This is a genomic window from Kitasatospora mediocidica KCTC 9733 (assembly GCF_000744225.1).
In the GTDB taxonomy this organism is placed as follows: Bacteria; Actinomycetota; Actinomycetes; order Streptomycetales; family Streptomycetaceae; genus Kitasatospora; species Kitasatospora mediocidica.
The window spans coordinates 21,601-37,670 of record NZ_JQLN01000004.1 but is presented as its reverse complement, the minus strand read 5'-3'; the positions used below and the strand labels follow the sequence as shown (position 1 = coordinate 37,670).

General features: G+C 72.8%; 18 protein-coding genes. 7 read left to right on the top strand and 11 right to left on the bottom strand.

Annotation, left to right across the window (positions count from 1 at the left end):
* Positions 1-75 precede the first annotated feature (75 nt).
* From BS80_RS08090 to BS80_RS08070, 5 genes are read right to left on the bottom strand one after another with little or no spacing between them, the layout of a single operon-like run.
* Positions 76-624 carry a beta-ketoacyl synthase N-terminal-like domain-containing protein gene (locus BS80_RS08090; protein WP_035794997.1) on the bottom strand — a complete coding sequence of 183 codons (549 nt, stop codon included), beginning with the start codon at positions 622-624 and terminating at the stop codon, positions 76-78.
* A complete protein-coding gene (locus tag BS80_RS08085) occupies positions 621-1,733 on the bottom strand; it encodes a beta-ketoacyl synthase N-terminal-like domain-containing protein (protein ID WP_035794995.1) in 1,113 nt (370 codons plus the stop codon). Before BS80_RS08085 ends, BS80_RS08090 begins: the two co-directional genes overlap by 4 nt.
* Complete coding sequence (locus BS80_RS08080) at positions 1,730-2,011, bottom strand: acyl carrier protein (RefSeq protein WP_198045470.1); 282 nt, start codon at positions 2,009-2,011, stop codon at positions 1,730-1,732. The genes BS80_RS08085 and BS80_RS08080 overlap by 4 nt, the downstream gene beginning before the upstream one ends.
* Entirely contained in the window at positions 2,008-2,283 is a 276-nt protein-coding gene (locus BS80_RS08075) for a phosphopantetheine-binding protein (RefSeq protein ID WP_035794987.1), read from the bottom strand. The genes BS80_RS08080 and BS80_RS08075 overlap by 4 nt, the downstream gene beginning before the upstream one ends.
* A 52-nt stretch (positions 2,284-2,335) precedes the next feature.
* Positions 2,336-3,739 carry a class I adenylate-forming enzyme family protein gene (locus tag BS80_RS08070; RefSeq protein ID WP_051966355.1) on the bottom strand — a complete coding sequence of 468 codons (1,404 nt, stop codon included), beginning with the start codon at positions 3,737-3,739 and terminating at the stop codon, positions 2,336-2,338.
* Positions 3,740-3,984: 245 nt separating this feature from the next.
* Between BS80_RS08070 and BS80_RS08065 the strand changes: the two genes are divergently transcribed.
* From BS80_RS08065 to BS80_RS08055, 3 genes are read left to right on the top strand one after another with little or no spacing between them, the layout of a single operon-like run.
* Positions 3,985-5,124, top strand: coding sequence for an alpha-hydroxy acid oxidase (locus BS80_RS08065; RefSeq protein ID WP_035794983.1), 1,140 nt, complete (start codon positions 3,985-3,987; stop codon positions 5,122-5,124).
* 31 nt (positions 5,125-5,155) lie between these two features.
* Positions 5,156-6,100 (top strand): alpha/beta hydrolase, encoded by a 945-nt coding sequence (locus BS80_RS08060; protein ID WP_035794982.1) that lies wholly within the window; start codon positions 5,156-5,158, stop codon positions 6,098-6,100.
* Complete coding sequence (locus BS80_RS08055; protein ID WP_051966354.1) at positions 6,097-7,440, top strand: aminotransferase-like domain-containing protein; 1,344 nt, start codon at positions 6,097-6,099, stop codon at positions 7,438-7,440. Before BS80_RS08060 ends, BS80_RS08055 begins: the two co-directional genes overlap by 4 nt.
* Before the next feature lie 71 nt (positions 7,441-7,511).
* Here BS80_RS08055 and BS80_RS08050 read toward each other — a convergent pair whose 3' ends face one another.
* The 4 genes from BS80_RS08050 to BS80_RS08035 form a co-directional block, all read right to left on the bottom strand.
* A complete protein-coding gene (locus tag BS80_RS08050; RefSeq protein WP_035794980.1) occupies positions 7,512-8,276 on the bottom strand; it encodes an ABC transporter permease in 765 nt (254 codons plus the stop codon).
* A 20-nt stretch (positions 8,277-8,296) separates the two neighbouring features.
* Complete coding sequence (locus BS80_RS08045; RefSeq protein WP_035794978.1) at positions 8,297-9,253, bottom strand: daunorubicin resistance protein DrrA family ABC transporter ATP-binding protein; 957 nt, start codon at positions 9,251-9,253, stop codon at positions 8,297-8,299.
* Between the two features lie 102 nt (positions 9,254-9,355).
* Positions 9,356-10,531, bottom strand: coding sequence for a glycosyltransferase (locus tag BS80_RS08040; protein WP_035794976.1), 1,176 nt, complete (start codon positions 10,529-10,531; stop codon positions 9,356-9,358).
* Entirely contained in the window at positions 10,528-10,809 is a 282-nt protein-coding gene (locus BS80_RS08035; protein WP_035794974.1) for a hypothetical protein, read from the bottom strand. The genes BS80_RS08040 and BS80_RS08035 overlap by 4 nt, the downstream gene beginning before the upstream one ends.
* A gap of 144 nt (positions 10,810-10,953) precedes the next feature.
* Here BS80_RS08035 and BS80_RS08030 point away from each other — a divergent pair, with 144 nt between their 5' ends.
* From BS80_RS08030 to BS80_RS08015, 4 genes are all read left to right on the top strand, one after another.
* The gene (locus BS80_RS08030; RefSeq protein WP_035794972.1) at positions 10,954-11,886 is read left to right on the top strand and encodes a 3-oxoacyl-[acyl-carrier-protein] synthase III C-terminal domain-containing protein; all 933 of its coding nucleotides are present in this window, start codon (positions 10,954-10,956) and stop codon (positions 11,884-11,886) included.
* Between the two features lie 74 nt (positions 11,887-11,960).
* On the top strand, positions 11,961-12,278 hold the full coding sequence (locus BS80_RS08025; protein ID WP_051966353.1) for an acyl carrier protein: 318 nt from the start codon (positions 11,961-11,963) through the stop codon (positions 12,276-12,278).
* Between the two features lie 4 nt (positions 12,279-12,282).
* On the top strand, positions 12,283-13,128 hold the full coding sequence (locus BS80_RS41705) for a hypothetical protein (RefSeq protein ID WP_051966352.1): 846 nt from the start codon (positions 12,283-12,285) through the stop codon (positions 13,126-13,128).
* Positions 13,125-13,877 carry a 4'-phosphopantetheinyl transferase family protein gene (locus tag BS80_RS08015; RefSeq protein ID WP_035794970.1) on the top strand — a complete coding sequence of 251 codons (753 nt, stop codon included), beginning with the start codon at positions 13,125-13,127 and terminating at the stop codon, positions 13,875-13,877. The genes BS80_RS41705 and BS80_RS08015 overlap by 4 nt, the downstream gene beginning before the upstream one ends.
* A gap of 42 nt (positions 13,878-13,919) precedes the next feature.
* On the opposite strand, the gene BS80_RS08010 is transcribed toward BS80_RS08015, so the two are convergent.
* Positions 13,920-14,417 carry a GNAT family N-acetyltransferase gene (locus BS80_RS08010; protein WP_035794968.1) on the bottom strand — a complete coding sequence of 166 codons (498 nt, stop codon included), beginning with the start codon at positions 14,415-14,417 and terminating at the stop codon, positions 13,920-13,922.
* A complete protein-coding gene (locus BS80_RS08005; protein WP_035794966.1) occupies positions 14,414-15,739 on the bottom strand; it encodes a DUF6271 family protein in 1,326 nt (441 codons plus the stop codon). The genes BS80_RS08010 and BS80_RS08005 overlap by 4 nt, the downstream gene beginning before the upstream one ends.
* Positions 15,740-16,070 lie beyond the last annotated feature (331 nt).

The following is a 16,070-nucleotide window of genomic DNA, read 5'->3' as shown; positions in this document are numbered from 1 at the left end:
TCCGGGACGGGTACGGACGGGGTGTGGGTGTGCGCGTGGATGCGCGGTCAGGGGACGCGTCGGTGGGTCACGCGGTCATGCGGAGGTGACCAGGACGGCGGTGGCGTGGTCGGTGTCGCCGGCCTGCTCGGCCTGCTCGGCCTGCTCGGCGGCGATGACCAGGACCTGGTCGGCGTCGCCGTCCGCGAGGAGCAGAGCGGCCAACTCCAGTGCGTCCGCCGGGATCTGGCCGGGTGCGGCAGCCTCCCGCGGGCTGATGGCGACGACCGGGCCGGTCAGTCCCCAGCGGGCGGCGATGTGCCCGAGGACGGCGTTGGGGTTGGACTGGAAGAACAGCAGCGGCGGCATCCGGCGGTCGGCGGCGGCGGCGCTCTCGATGGCCAGCGCGGTGGCGCGGTCGCCTCCGGCGCTGGCGAGCAGCAGCCCGGTGCGGTCGGTCGTGCCCGGCGGGGACGGGTGGTCCCCCGCCGGGTTCGTGTCCCGGTGCCGGGTGAGGCAGAGCTCGGCGACGGCCGCGACCAGGGGGTTGAAGGTCGAGGCCGAGAAGCCGGGCAGCGGAGGCAGCTCGCGGGGTCCCTGCGGGTGCGGCCAGGTTGCGGTGGCGAGCGTGCGCAGTCGGCTCATGCGGCGGCGACCAGGAGTGCGGTGTTGGCGCCGCCGAACGCCGAGTTGAGGCTCAGGGCGTAGCGGGGACGGCCTTCGTGCGGTCCCTCCAGGACGAGGTTCAGGCCGATCTCCGGGTCGGGGCCCAGCCAGCCGGCGTTGACCGGTAGCCGTTCGCTGCCCAACGCCGCGATGGTGACGATGAGTTCGAGCAGTGCGGAGGCTTCGAGGGCGTGGCCGTGCACGGACTTGCTGGAGCTGACCGGGAGTTCGTCCAGGGCGTCGCCGAACACCTCGCGCAGCGCCCGGGTTTCGGCCAGATCGGACGTCGGTGAACCGGTGCCGTTGGCGTTGACGTAGCCCACCTCGGCCGGGGCGACACCCGCCCGGGCCAGCGCGGACCGGGCGGCGCGGGCCACTCCCTCACCGTCGGGGCGTGGCCGGCACACGTGGTGGGCGTCCCCGGATCGGCCCCAGCCGGCGAGTCGGGCCAGCGAGCGCGCGCCGCGCTGTCCGGCGGCCGTGTCCGCTTCGATCACCACGGCAGCCGCGGCGTCGCCGAGCACGGTGCCGGTGCGCCCGGCGCTGAACGGCCGCAGTTCCCCGTCGCGGGCCAGGGCCCGGCCCGCGTCGAAGGCCGCGAAGACGCCCGGCTCCACCAGGTGGCCGGCCGCGACCAGCACCCGGGGGTGCCGGCCGGAGGCGACCAGGGCCGCCGCATCGGCCACCGCGGTGGCGGCGGCCACGCAGGCGCCGGTGTAGACCCGGGTCACCCCGGGCAGCCCCAGGGCGGCAACGCCCTTGGCCACAGCCTCGGTCACCTCGCGGGTGCGCAGATCGCTGTGCAGGGCGAGCAGCAGGGGCGTGTCACCGGGCCCGGCGGGCAGCCCGGCCTGCCGGCACGCGTCGGCGATGACGCCGAGTACCGCGCGGGCCAGCGGCGGCGGATCGGGCAGCAGGGCTGCCCGCCGGGTGCCGCGCCGACTGACGTCGAAGCGGGTCACCTCGGTGACGCCGGACCTGCCGTGTACGGTCGCGGCCGCCAGCGGGGCGAGCCCGGAGCCGAAGGCACTGAGCACCCCGAGACCGGTGAACACCGGCCGGACGGCCGGCGGTGCGCTGGTGCTCATGATCGCGTGACCCCACCGGCTCCGGGGACCGCGCCGACGGGGGCGGCGGCGAGGACGGCCGCACGCAGCACCGCGACGGCGTCGTCCACCGTGCGGACGGCCTCGAACTGCTCGTCGGAGAGTTCCAGTTCGACCGCGTAGCGTTGCTCGAACTCGGCTGTCAGCCAGGTGAGTTCGAGTGATCCGAGGGTCTCGGGAACGCTGTCGGCGGCGCGCTGCCCGAACGCCGCCAGCATCGACACGACCTCGGCCCGGTCCGGCAGCGCCGGCGTACTCACGCGGGGCTGCCGGAGACGGCCTGGGCGGCGGCGACCCGTCGGGCCACGTCGGCGGTGAACTGGTCGAGGGTCATCAGCGCGGTGGTCTCCATCTCGTCGAGGTCGAACGTGACGCCGAACGCGTCCTCGATCTGCACCGACAGGTCGGCGAGGGCCAGCGACTCGAGGTCGAGCCCGGCCGGGCCGAGGTCGGTCTCGCCGGTGACCTCGGAGACGTCGTACTGCATCTCGGTGAGTGCGGCGAGGACGAACTCGTGGATGCGCTCCTGCATGGTGGTACTCCTCGTGCTGGATCGGGACCGGTGCGGTGGTGCGTGCGGTGGGTCAGAGCGCGGGCGCGGCGACCGCGTCGGTGGCGGGTGCCGCGGCGGCGCGCAGGGCGGTGGTGTCGCGCACGAGCTTGCCGGTGGCGGTGCGGGGCAGTGCGGGGAGGAACGAGAGCTGCCGCGGCCGCTTGTAGGAGGCCAGTTCGCGGGTCAGGGCGTCGTGCACGGTGTCGTGGACGGCAGCGGGGTCGGCGTCGGCGGCGTGCTCGGTGGCGAGGTACGCCTCGATGGCGCCGTCCACGAAGACCACTACGGCCTCGCGGACCTGCGGCAGGGCGGCGAGGGTCTGCTCGACTTCGGTGAGGTCGACCTTGAGGCCGCCGATGGAGACCTGGGAGTCGCGCCGGCCGAGCACGGTGACCCGGCGGGTCTCCGGGTCGATCCGGGCGGCGTCCCTGGTGTGCAGCCGGCCGTCCGACCAGCGGGTGGGGTCGCGCAGGCCGGGGTAGGGGGAGGCGGCCATGGCGATGTGCAGTTCGCCGCCGTCCTCGCGCAGGTCCATGCCGTGGACCGGTTCGGCCCAGGGGTGGAGGCTGCCGTCGAGGTCGGTGGCGATGACCCCGAGTTCGGTCATGCCGTACATGGTGCCCAGCGGCACACCGTACCGGGCGGTGAAGGCGGCGGGCAGTCCCGGGCGGACCAGCTCGCCGGCGACGATCATCCGGCGCAGCTGCGGCAGCGGCGGGGGAGCGGTCGCACCGGCCAGCAGCTCGGCGTGGAACGGGACCCCGATCACGGTGGTCGGCCGGTCGTCCTCGGCGATCGTGGCCAGGATGCCCGCCGTCGTCATCCGCTCGGGGACGGTCAGTGGTGCCCTGGCGTGCAGGCTGTTGAGCAACCCGCCGACCAGGCCCAGGACATGGACGACCGAGGAGAGCAGGACGACCCGTTCCCCGGCCTTGGGGAACAGCTCCAGGCGCCGGTAGCAGTCGAGCTCGCGCAGCAGGTCGTCGGCCGTGCGGGCGATCACCTTGGCCGGACCGGTCGACCCCGAACTCAGCTGCACCAGGGCGTGGCCGGTCGCAGCCGGTCGGCCGCCCGGCAGCGCCACCGGCACGGGGTCGGTCTCGGCGAAGCCGCGCAGCTTCGCCGCAGGGCGGTGCGCCGACTCCACCAGGACCTGGGGCGCCAGCCGTTCGACGGCGAGCGCGACCTCGTGGTCGGTGAGCCGGTGGTCCAGCAGGACGGCCTGCGCGCCCAGCCGCCAGCAGGCGAGCAGCGCGGCGGTGTAGCCGAGCGAGGGCGCCAGCCGCAGCGCGGCCGTGCCGCCGCTCGACAGGCCGGCGGCGGTGAGCCGTTCGGCCTGCTCGGCGACGAGGGCGCGCAGGGTGGCGCGGTTCACGGGAGTACCGAGGCGCAGGCACTCCTCGTCATCGGGGCCGGCCAGGAGGATGTGATCCACCCAGTCGTGCGGGGCCTTGGCTTGCGAGGCCCCGGCCGGCCGGGGAGGAGGGGAGGAAGAGCCGGTCAACGCCACTCCACGAAGGGGAGGTTGTATGGACATCGGTCACAATCAGCGGGGTTGGTTCTATTCCTGACGATTGCACAGACGATCGAGCGAAAGCAAGGTCTATACCAATCGGTGATCGGCCTCCTACGCTGCTGAGTCGGAGCCGGCCCGAGCGAGGCCTGCTGGAAAGGCAGCCCGTGGGACCACTCGAACTGGCGGACGTCGAACGCGCGGCCCGCGCCCGACTCCCCGCCGAAATCTGGGACTTCGTCCAGGGGGGCAGCGGCGCCGAACGGACCCTCGCCGCCAACCGGGCCCAGTTCGACCACTGCCGGCTGCGCCCGCGCACGCTCGTCGACGTCTCCGGCACCGACCAGGGCCTCACCCTGCTCGGCAGCCGGCTGCGGACCCCGATCGGCGTCGCCCCGATGGCCTACCACCAGCTGTTCCACCCCGAGGGCGAGGTCGCCACCGCCCGTGCGGCCGGCCGCGAGGGGGCGCTCCTGGTCGCCGGAATCTTCGCCAGCCGTACCCTGGAGTCCATCGCCGAGGCCGCCACCGGCCCGCTCTGGCTCCAGCTGTACTGGCTGCGCCGCCGCGACGCGCTGGCCGCCCTGCTGGAGCGGGCCGAGGCAGCCGGCTTCCGCGCCCTGGTGCTGACCGTGGACGCCCCCCGGATCGGCCGGCGGCTGCGCGACGCCCGCAACGGCTTCGCCGTCCCCGCGCACATCCGCGCCGTCAACCTCGACCAGGCCCTGATGGCCGCCAGCCACCGGGCCGGCGAGGGGAGTTCGGGCATCGCCGACCATGCCAGGGAGCAGTTCGACCCCACCCTGACCTGGGCGGATCTGTCCTGGCTGCGCGAGCGCAGCAAGCTGCCGATCGTCCTCAAGGGGATCCTGACCGCCGAGGACGCCCGGCTGGCCGCCGAGCACGGCGTCGACGCGGTCGTGGTCTCCAACCACGGCGGCCGCCAACTCGACGGTGCCCTGGCGACCCTCGCGGCTCTGCCCGAAGTGGTCGCCGCGGCAGGGCCGAATCTGCCCGTTCTGCTCGACGGCGGTGTCCGGACGGGCACGGATGTTGCCCTCGCGATCGCCCTCGGCGCCCGGGCCGTCCTGATCGGCCGCCCGGTCCTGTGGGGCCTGGCCGCCGACGGCGAGGACGGCGTCGCCCGGGTCCTCGGTCTCCTGCAGGCCGAACTCGACGACACGATGGCCCTGCTGGGCCGGCCACGGCTGGCCGATCTCGACCACACCGCGGTGGCCCGGCCGACCGGCTTCGGACCTGCCGCTCCTGCCACCGCCACCTCAGCCCCCGACCGCCGCCGCCACTGACCGTCGGCCGCCGACCAATCCAGGACATCCCTTGCCACTGCACCCCCAGGCCGAGGCCCTGCGCCGGCAGCGCTCCGCGGCCGGTACGCCTCCGCTCTACTCCCTCACCACCGCCGAGGCGCGTGCCGCCGACCTCGCCGACATCCAGGCCTCGGCCGGGAACCCGGAACCGCTGGGCGCGGTCGAGGAGTTCACCGTCCCAGGCCCCGGCGGACCGCTGACCCTGCGGGTCTACCGCCCGGCCGCCGACGCCGTCCCGGACGGTCCGCTGCCCGCCCTGCTCTACCTCTTCGGCGGCGGCTGGACCCTCGGCTCCCTCGACACCGGCGACGCGATCTGCCGCCGGCTCACCAACGCCGTCGGCTGCGTCACCGTCTCGGTCGGCTACCGACTCGCCCCGGAGCACCCCTTTCCGGCCGCCGTCCACGATGTCGCCGCCGCCGCCGAGTGGACCGCCGAGCACGCCGCCGACCTGGGCATCGACCCCGGGCGGCTGGCCGTGGGCGGCGACAGCGCCGGCGGCAACCTGGCCGCCGCGCTCACCCTGATCGCCCGCGAGCGAGGCGGCCCCGCGCTGCGCCACCAACTGCTCGTCTACCCCAACACCGACCACGGCGCGGACACCCCGTCCGTCCGCGAGCACGACGACCCGCTGCTGTTCAACCGCCGCTCGGTCGCCTGGTACTGGGACCACTACCTGGCCGACCCGGCCGACGGCGCCGACCCGCTGGCCTCGCCGCTGCGCGCCCCCTCGCTGGCCGGGCTGCCGCCGGCCACCGTGATCACCGCCGAGTACGACCCGCTGCGCGACGAGGGGGAGCTCTACGCCGAGGCGTTGCGGGCCGCCGGCGTGCCGGTTCAGGCCCGCCGCTACGCGGGCATGCCGCACGGCTTCTTCGCCATGGCCGGCGTCCTGGACGACGGCCGCGACGCCCAGCGGTACGCCGCCGAGCGGCTGCGGGAGGGCCTGCTGTGAGCGCCGAGACGCCGGCCGGTCCGCCGATCGCCCCGCTGCCGCTGGGCGAGCTGCACGCCAGCCTCGCCGACCCGCTGCTGGACGCGATGACCTTCCTCAACGAGGTCACCGAGCGCTATCCGGACGCACTCTCCTTCGCCCCCGGCCGCCCGCACGAGGGCTTCTTCGAGCCAGAGAGCGTCCACGAGTACCTGGACAGCTACCTCGCCCACCTCGCCGATCGCGGTCTGAGCCGCAGCGCGGTGCGCACCGCGCTGTTCCAGTACGGGCCGACCAAGGGCATCATCGCGGACCTGGTCGCCCGCACCCTCGCCAACGACGAGGGCCTGGACGTGGCCCCCGAGGCGCTGGTGCTCACCGTCGGCGCCCAGGAGGGCATGCTGCTGGTGCTGCGCGCCCTCTGCGCCACGCCCGAGGACGTCCTGCTGGTCAGCTCGCCCTGCTACGTCGGCGTCACCGGCGCCGCCCGGCTGCTCGACCTGGCGACGGTCCCGGTCCCCGAAGGCCCCGAGGGCGGCCCGGACCCGCGGGCCGTGCACGAGGCGGCCCGCGCCGTACGGGCCTCCGGCCGCCGCCCGCGGGCGCTCTACGTGGTCCCCGACTTCGCCAACCCGTCCGGAACCAGCATGCCGCTGGAGGCCCGGGCCGCACTGCTGGAGGCGGCGGCCGAACAGGGGTTGCTGGTGATCGAGGACAACCCGTACGGCTTCTTCGCCCGGGAGCCCGGGGAGCGGCCCACCCTGAAGGCCCTGGACCGCCGCCGCCAGGTGGTCTACCTCGGCTCCTTCGCCAAGACCTGCTTCCCCGGCGCCCGGCTCGGCTATGTCGTCGCCGACCAGGAGGTTGTCGCACCGGACGGCAGGACCGGCCTGCTCGCCGACGAACTGGCCAAGCTGAAGAGCATGACGACGGTCAACACCCCGGCGCTCAGCCAGGCCGTGATCGGCGGCATGCTGCTGCGCCACGACTGCCGGCTGCGGGCCGCCAACGCTCCCGCGAGCGCCTACTACGCTGCCAACCTCACCGTGCTGCTACGGGAGTTGGAGCGGAAGTTTCCGGCGGCCGAGCGGGCCGGGCTGGGCCTGTCCTGGAACGAGCCCGAGGGTGGCTTCTTCGCCGTCCTGGACGTGCCGTTCACCGCCGACGAGAGCGCCATGGAACGCTGCGCGCGCGATCACGGAGTGCTGTGGACCCCGATGGCCCCGTTCTACCCGGCGGGCGGCGGTGAGCGCCGCCTGCGGCTCTCCATCAGCGCCCTGAACGAGCGGCAGATCGAGGTGGGGGTGGCCCGGCTGGCCGACTTCGTCCGGGAGTCCGCAGCCCGCGAGGCGACAGGCTGAGCGCAGCGAACGAAGGGGGAGGGGCCGGGTGCGAACCCGGCCCCTCCCCCTTCGTCCTTGACCGGACGCCGCTACCGGATCCGGGTCGAGAACAGCCGGGCCGACCAGTAGACCGCCCCGGTCGTCATCACCACGACGATCAGCAGCCCCTGCCAGACCACGCTGTCGCCGATGTTGCCGGAGAACAGCGCCCGCATGCCCTCCACCGCCCAGTAGAAGGGGTTCCACTTGGCCATCGTCTGCAGCCACATCGGCGCGAGCGCCAGCGGCAGCAGCACCCCGGAGAGCAGGGCGATCGGCTGGGCGAGGGTGTTCACCACCGGCGCCATCGCGGAGTCGTTGGGCAGGACCAGGGCGATGCCGTACGAGATGGCCGAGGTCATCAGCGCCAGCAGCCCGAGCAACAGGTAGGCCAGCAACAGGTTCAGCGGGTCCACACGCAGGCCGAACGGCAGCGCGATCAGCGTGATGAGCACCGCCTGCACGAGCAGCGCCACCACTTCGCGCAGCGCCCGCCCCAGCAGCAGGGCGAGCCGGCTGACCGGGGTCACCCGGGAGCGCTCGATGACGCCGGCCTTCAACTCGCCGAGCAGACTGAATCCGGTGTACAGCCCGCCGAAGATGCAGAGCACCGCCAACAGGCCTGGGACGTAGATCTGGTAGGCCGCGGCATAGGTGGTGGCACCCATGGGTTCGAGGACCTTCTTGAGCAGCGGAGCGAACAGCAGCAGGTAGAAGATCGGCTGGATCACCCCGACGGCGATCCAGATCGGTGTACGCCACATCAGCAGCAGCTGCCGCTGGAAGACCAGCCAGGTGTCACGGGCGAGCTTCACGGAAGGGACCCCAGGGATTGTCAGGACTGGTCGATGGAGCGGCCGGTACGGGCCAGGAACACGTCGTCCAGGCTCGGCCGTTGAAGCTGCACGGTCCTGGGGACGACGCCCGCCCCGTCGAGGACGCGCAGCAGCTGCGGAATGGCCGCGGCGCCGTCCTGCAGGTAGAGCCGTAGGCCGTCCTCGCCCTGCAGCTCCAGCCGGTCCAGGTAGGGCTGGTCGCGCAGCGCGTCAGCTGCGGGCCCGCTCTCGCCGGCGGCGATGCCGAGCAGGACGACGTCGCCGGAGATCTCGCGCTTGAGTGCCTCGGACGTGCCCTCGGCGACGACTTGGCCGTGGTCGACGATCGCGACCCGGTCGCAGAGCGCGTCGGCCTCCTCCAGGTAGTGGGTGGTCACCACCACCGTCATGCCCTCGGTGCGCAACCGCTTGATCTCGGCCCACACCTGGCCGCGGCTGGCCGGGTCGAGGCCCACCGTCGGCTCGTCCAGGAACAGCACCTGCGGGGCGTGGATCACCCCGAGGGCGATGTCCACCCGGCGGCGCTGGCCGCCGGAGTAGGTGCTGCAGGGACGGTCGGCGAACTCGGTGAGGTCGAAGGCCTTGAGGGCGTCTTCGGTCCGTTGCTGGGCTTCGGCTTTGCCGGTGCCGTACATCCGGGCCTGCAAGACCAGTTCCTCGCGGGCGGTGACCACGTCGGTGGTGCCGCCGCCCTGGGCGACGTAACCGATCCGCCGACGGACCTCGGCCGGGTCGGCCAGCAGGTCGGCGCCGGCGATCAGGGCTTCGCCGCCGTCCGGGCGAATGAGCGTGGCGAGCATGCGCAGTGTGGTCGTCTTCCCGGCGCCGTTGGGGCCGAGGAATCCGAAGATCTCACCTGCTCGGACGTCCAGATCGATACCGCGGACGGCATCGACAACGGTTTGGCCGCGTCTTCCGGACGGATAGGACTTACGAAGTCCCTTGGTCTCGATCAACCAGAACTCCCGTGCTGGGATGGGGTGCGGGGGCTCCTGGGAACCGGTGCTTCGGCTTCACAGTAGATGCTGGGTACCCGAAGAGCAATGGCCTAGACCAATTCAACGGGATGATGTCGGCGAGTCCGCGACCAGTGCCTCCAGTCGCTCGGCGCCCGCCACTGCCCCTCCGCCGGACATCAGTTGACGCCCGAGCAGCTCCGCAGCCTTGCGGTGGGAGGGTTCGTCGAGCACCTGCCGAAGCCGCTCGGCGATGCCCTGGGGGCCGACGCGGGAGAACGGAACCCGCAGGCCGGCCCCGGCTTCGGCGACCCGCTGCGCCACGAAGGGCTGGTCGTTGCGGATCGGCGCCATCAGCAGCGGGACGCCGTGCGCCAGCGACTCGCCCACGGTGTTCATCCCACCATGGCAGAGGACCGCGTCCAGCGCGCCCTTCGACAGCAGCTCCAGAACCGGCGCCCTGTCGACCACCAGCACGGAGTCCGGAAGGTCGGCGGGAAGTGCCCCGCGCTGAGCGGCGATCACGGCCTGGACGCCCTTGCCGTCCCGGGCCAGGGCCTGGACGGTGCGGTCCAGGAAGTCCGCGCCGACCGCGTCCGACATGGTTCCCATGGTGACCAGGACGGTGCGCCGGCCGGGGTCCAGCCGCTCCCAGGGGAACGCGGGATCCGCCGGGCGCCGCGTCAACACCGGTCCCACCAGGGCGTACTGCGGCAGCGCCGGCAGGTCGCCCAGCAACGCCCGGCCGGTGGTGGCCAGCACCAGGTGCGGCGAGAAGCGCGGGTCGGTGAACTCGGCGGCGGGCAGCCCGGCCCGCTGCCACAGCCGTTCCAACTGGTCCGTCATCCAGGCCTCGACCCGTGGCAGGGCCCGGTACGGGCGGCCCAGCTCCATCGCCCCCGGCGCCAGGCTCGCCCACGGCAGTCCGTGCCGCTGTGCGATCAGCGCGCCCGCCGGGGTGTGCTGGTCCACCAGCAGCGCATCGGGCCGGAACTCCCGCACCACCGTGTCCAGCGGCTTCATGGTGAACCGCGCGTACGGGACGATGAAGCCCTCCCACAGCGAGCGCAGCGAGGCCAGACCGTGGCCGCCCAGCGCCCGGAACGCCCGGGTGCCGGTGCCGAAGACCCGCGCGTCCGGGCCCAGCAGCGGCTGCAACACCGTCTCGGTGCCGGTCCAGGCCACCTCGTGGCCGCGTGCGACCAGCTCCTTCGCGATCCCGGCCGCCGGGTTGACGTGCCCGGTCAGCGGGGGCACCACCAGCAGGAAGCGGCTCATCGGCGCACCAGCTCCGCCAGGTCGCCGACGGTCAGCGCGGCCAGCGCATCCAGGTCAAGGCCCGCCCGCAGCGCGCCCAGGTCGACGCCGAAACGCTCCCGCAGCAGCGTGTCCAGGACGGCGAACTCGGTTTCGTCCAGGGCCAGATCGGCGTCGAGACGGGCCTGCGGTATCACCAACTCTGCCCATTCGGGCAACGCGTCGGCGGCTGCGACCAGCAGCGCCGCGAGCTCCGGGTCCACCGTGGACGGCGGCGCGGACGGTGTGTCGGGTGACAAGTCCGAATCGATGTCAGGGTGTACGAAGGAAGGCCGGAAATCAGTCATCGGGGCTCCACCTGCTCGACGGCACGGGGGCGAAAGGGAGGTCTCCGGGTCGGTGATCACTTGTGCGACCTGCGGAGCGTGGGAATACTAGCCCGGGTGACCGCACTGGAGGCAGTGGCAGTCCACTTCCCCCCACGACTCGTTCCGATCGAGGACGTGGGCGCGCGGATCGGCCTGACCCCACGTCAACTTCGACTCTTTCGCCGCTTCCACGGCCTGGACCAGGTACGCCTGGACCCGGACGGGACGCTGCTCGACCTGCTGGACGCCGCAGTCCGGGCGCTGCCCGAACTGCGCGGCAACGAACACCGCGTCCGGTACCTGCTGCATGCGCGCAGCATGCCGGTCGCGGTGCCCTATCCGCTCAACCCCCTGCACCAGCTCCAGGAGCGCTTCGGCCTCACCCATGCCAACGCCTTCACCGTCACCCACCAGGCATGCGCGGCTTCGTTGCTGGCCGTCGACCTCGCCGGGCGACTGCTGGAGGACGACGGTGATCCGTCGGCGCTGGCCCTGGTGGTGGCGGGGGAGAAGACCTTCACCCGGGACGCCCAGCTCGTCCCGGAGACCGCGATCTTCGCGGAGGCCTCGGCGGCCTGCCTGGTCGCTCCGGGCGGCACCCGCGACCGGGTGCTCTCCTACGCGGTCCGCCAGCGGCCCGAGTTCGACGGCCGGCTGGCCGAGGACCCGGAGCTGCTGGCGCGCTACCAGAAGGAGTACCACTCCACCATGATCGAGGCCATGGAAGCCGCCCTCGATCAGGCAGGTCTGGACCTCTCCGGGATCGCGCTGCTGCTTCCGCACAACGTCAACCAGGCATCCTGGCGCATGATTTGCCGTCGGCTGGGCTATCCGCTCGACCGGGTGGTGCTGGACAACGTGCCCTCGGTGGGGCACAGTTTTGCCGCAGACGCCTTTATCAACCTCCGCACCGCCGTCACCGGCGGAATGCTCCGGCCGGGCGATCACTACCTGATCGCCGCCGCCGGCGTCGGCGCCACCTTCTCGGCCATGGCCATCCGGCACTGACGTGCCGTCATCGGGGCGATCGTCGCAGCGCTCCGCACCCGTAGCCACCTCATCCACCACGGGACGGTTCACCCATGTCAGACTCCGCCCTCTCCACCACCACCGACCTGGTCGGCACCGGACCGGTCGACGCCGAGCTGCGCGGCCGCATCCTGCGCGGCATCGAGGAGGTGCTGCCCCGCGTCCTCAAGCGCGAGCTTCCCGAGAACCTGGAGAACGTCTGCTTCTTCGAGGACCTCGGCCTCACCTCGGCCGGCACCATCGAACTGGTCCTGGAAATCGAGGAGTCGCTCGACATCCAAGTCGACATCGAGCACCTCAGCCTGGACGACCTCAGCTCGATCGGCCGCCTCACGGACTACGTCGCCGGTCACCTCGTCGACGAGGACTGACCCGGTGCCCCCCGCCGCCGAGGCCCGGGGCCTGCGCGTCACCAGGGCGATCGCCGCTGGGTTCGACGGCCGCTCCGAAGCCTCGCTCCACCCCGATCTGCGGACCTTCGTCGGCGACCTGGTCCGCCCGTACGGCCTGCCCCTGCGTGAGGATCTGCTGAGCGAGGGTTCCGGACACGACTACGGGCAGATGGCCGAGGGCCTGCTCGGCAGGGCGCTGGCCGCCGGCGAGCCGGCGGACCTGTTGATCTTCGCCTTCTCCTCCCCGGACGTCCGGCCCGGCGCCCCCGCCGCCCTCCATCTCAGCCGCCACTGCCCTGGGCAGCCGACGGCCTTCGCCGTGTGCGACCAGGGCAGCGCGGCGGCCTTCACCGCCCTGCGGATCGCCCGCGCCCACCACCGCACCGGCGGCTGTCGGCGGGCAGTGATCGTCCTCGCCGAGCAGAGCGCCCTGCACTACGAGGCCCCCGAGCCGGTCGGCCTGCCCGAGGAGCACCGTGCCGTCGTCCTGGTCTGCGAGGAGGGCGCGGGGGAGGGGATGCGCGTCCACCAGGAGGCGCAGCCGGACGGCTCGCTGGCCCTGAAGTCGGTGCTCGCCGACTACCGCGAACTCGGCCGGGGGGCCGGGCTGTTGCTGGCCGCAGAGCTGGCCGGTGGCACCCCGCCGGTGGACCTCGGCGCTCAGGACGCCCCCGGAGCCGTCGAGACGGCCCGACCGGGACAGCCGTTCACCGGAGTCTGGACCCTGCTGGCCGACCGGCTCGCACGGCGCCCGGAGGCCGGTGGCCCGCTGCTGGTCGCGGACCACGACCGGCGCCTGGGCAGGCTCAGCACCCTGTCGCTGCCGTGAACGCCGACCGCGTCGCGGACGTCGGGGGCGTCGCGCACGTGAGTGACGTGATCGACGTCTGGAGCATCCCCACCGACCAGCCCCCGGCTCTCGTGCGGCGGCTGCGAGGCCTGCTCGACCTCGACGAACGCAGGCGTGCCGAGGCAGCCCTCGACCCTGTGCAGGGCGAGCGCTTCACCGTGGTCCGGGGCGCCGTCCGCCTGCTCGTCGCCGACCGGCTCGGCAGCGGAGCCGCCGAAGTCGTGTGGGAGCACGGCCCGCACGGCAAACCCGCGCCCGTCCTCCCGCCCGCCTGCGGCGGGATCCACGTCAACTGGTCCGGCTCGGGCGCGCTCGCGGTCCTGGCCATCGCCGACGGGCGCCGGGTCGGCGTGGACGTCGAGGCGATCCATACGCCCGGCATCGGCGCGCGGATCGCCCGCCGCTACTTCCCGGCCCGCGACGCCGCGTTCGTCCTGGAAGCCCCCACCCCGGCCGACAGCGCCGACCGCTTCACCCGGCTCTGGTGCCGTCGTGAGGCCTGCGTCAAGGTCCACGGCGGCCGGCTCGCCCAGGGCCTGGGCCTTCCGCTCGCCGGCCCCTCGCCGCTGCGGCTGGCCGACTCGGGCCGGCTTGGCCCCGGCCCGCTGTGGCTGTCGGACGTGACGGTGCCGGGCCCGTTCCGCGCGGCGGTCGCCGCCGACCTGGACCGTCCTTTCACGGTCCGTCACCGCAGCTGGGTCGCCCCGGGCCTGCCTGAGCGTCCCTGACAGCCCGACCCCCCGGCCGGGCTGTCAGGGACGCTCAGTAGGTCAGTGCACCGGCATCGACATGTAGACCGCGCGCCGCCCGTAGGACGCCGGGACGGCCACCTCCCGGTGCGCGCGGTAGCCGAGGAGCCGCAGCAGGATGTCCGTCCCGCGCACCGCGACCATCGAGATCTGCTCGAAGCCCAACTCCTCGGCGCGCGACCGGAGATACCACATGAACTCCTCCGCGACCTCCCGGCCGCGCAGGTCCTCGGCGATCACCAGGTCGTGCACGTGCAGGTTGCCCGACGCGAACGCGGTCTCCTCCGCCCGGACGAGGTCCGGGCAGCGCAGCGGCGGGTACGGCAGGCTCAGCAGGTAGCCGCGGACCGTGCCGCGTTCCTCCAGTACGAAGCAGGTCTCCGGTGAGCCGACGGCGCGGGACTGCAGCGCCTCCCGGCCCTCCGACAGGCCGTCGGCCGCGTAGGCGTCGTGTTCCAGCGCGACCACGGCGTCCCAGTCGTCGTCGGTCAGCCGCCGGATCAGGAAGTCCTCCCTCACCCGGCAGCCCCGTCCACGCCGAGGCCGAGGCCCTCCGCGCGGGCGGCTGCCACCATCCCCGCCCAGGCCTCCACCAGCACCGCCCAGCGCTCGGCGTCCTCCTGCGCCTCGTCCAGGAGCTGCTGCCGCTGCCCGGCCACCACGTCCGCGAGCTCGGTGTACTTGCCGCCCAGCTTGCGGTAGGAGCGGTCCACGACGTCCAGGCAGTGCTCGTTCCCTGCCCGGTCCCAGTCGACAGTGCCCCGCGCCAGGGCGAGGATCGGCTCGACCTTCAGTGCGTGCCGCTCGTCCAGCAGCTCGCGGCCGAGGTCGATCATCCCGCCGTAGACCGGGTACAGGTACAGCATCGAGAGCAGGAACTTGACGAACCGCATCTGGTAGGAGATGAAGCCGGCGCCGATGCGCCGCTCGGGCGTGTAGTAGTTGACGATGTGGCGGTTGTGGACGACGCCGGGCAGCCCGGCGTGGACCATGGCGTGCAGCAGGGCGTAGTCGCTGCCGATGGTCTGGATCGAGGGCAGCAGCGGCAGTACCTCGTAAGCCCGGTGGTCCAGGGCGATGTTGCACATGTAGACGTCCCAGATGTCGGGCACGCCGAGGACGGAGTCGTCGGTGCTGAACGGCTCGGAGCCGGCGCCCTTGAAGGAGACGTCCACCATCGCGTCCTGCTCCTCCTGCGACCAGACCGGCGGCGTCCACAGCCGCACCAGGTCGCGGTAGACGGCCGGGTCCAGCTCGTGGATCTCGCCGATGTCGACGTTGAGTTCGCCGATGAAGGAGCCGCTGACCAGCATCACCGGCTTGTCCGCGTCGGCCGGGTCGAGCTCGGAGCGGGACACGTCGGCCGCCGCCTCGCCGGCCGGCCGGCCGATCGAGAGCAGTTCCTGGTGGATCGGGAACATCTTCTGACCGTCGACGACCTGGTAGTCGAAGTCGTCGTTGCGCAGGTGCGCCGAGGTGCAGCCCAGCGCGGCCGCGCCCAGGAAGAGCCGGTTGACGCAGGAACCGTACGCGACGGCCTGCGGGAGCATCAGGTCGAGCAGCAGCTCGGGGTCCGGGGCGCCGGAGCGCTCGGCCACCCGGCGCAGGAACTCCCGCTGCTGCGCCTCGCCGAGGTGGTGGACGAGCACGCCGGGAGTGGGGGACAGCGAGGCCACGGCGTCCGCGTTCTTCGCGAAGTCCTCGCCGTCGGTGGTGTCGAGGACGAGGAAGTGAACCTCGACCCCGAAGGTCGCGACGGCGTAGGCCGCCTCCTCGGCGAGGTCCACGATAGTGCCGGGGCAGGCACGCATGGTGGGCAGGGCGAGGCAGACTCGTTGCATAGTGTGGGATTCTCCGTCTGATCGTCAGATTCGTTACAGAGCTTGTCAGTTGAATGGAAATTAAGGTCCTGGACGGCGTCGGTGCCGGGTCGCCGGGCACTGCCGGACTCATCTGGATGACCTTGCTTCACCCACAGTGGACTAGACCAACTTTGGTGTCAATGGGCGATTTCGGTGATCGGGTGGAGTGCGCCGACCATGCCCGAGTGGGCAGACCCGAGCGGGCGGGCTCACCGGGGTGAACGCCGGAAGAAGAACCGGTTCTTGAGAGTTCTACGCGCATCTACTTGTCCAACGCCCGTTTCGCGACGACCATACGGACGCCAGTCAT

Bases quoted from the DNA above. Each gene is read 5' to 3' on its own strand.
- BS80_RS08090 (WP_035794997.1), bottom strand. From the start codon at position 624: ATGAGCCGACTGCGCACGCTCGCCACCGCAACCTGGCCGCACCCGCAG.
- BS80_RS08085 (WP_035794995.1), bottom strand. From the start codon at position 1,733: ATGAGCACCAGCGCACCGCCGGCCGTCCGGCCGGTGTTCACCGGTCTC.
- BS80_RS08075 (WP_035794987.1), bottom strand. From the start codon at position 2,283: ATGCAGGAGCGCATCCACGAGTTCGTCCTCGCCGCACTCACCGAGATG.
- BS80_RS08040 (WP_035794976.1), bottom strand. From the start codon at position 10,531: ATGAGCCGCTTCCTGCTGGTGGTGCCCCCGCTGACCGGGCACGTCAAC.
- BS80_RS08025 (WP_051966353.1), top strand. From the start codon at position 11,961: ATGTCAGACTCCGCCCTCTCCACCACCACCGACCTGGTCGGCACCGGA.
- BS80_RS08005 (WP_035794966.1), bottom strand. From the start codon at position 15,739: ATGCAACGAGTCTGCCTCGCCCTGCCCACCATGCGTGCCTGCCCCGGC.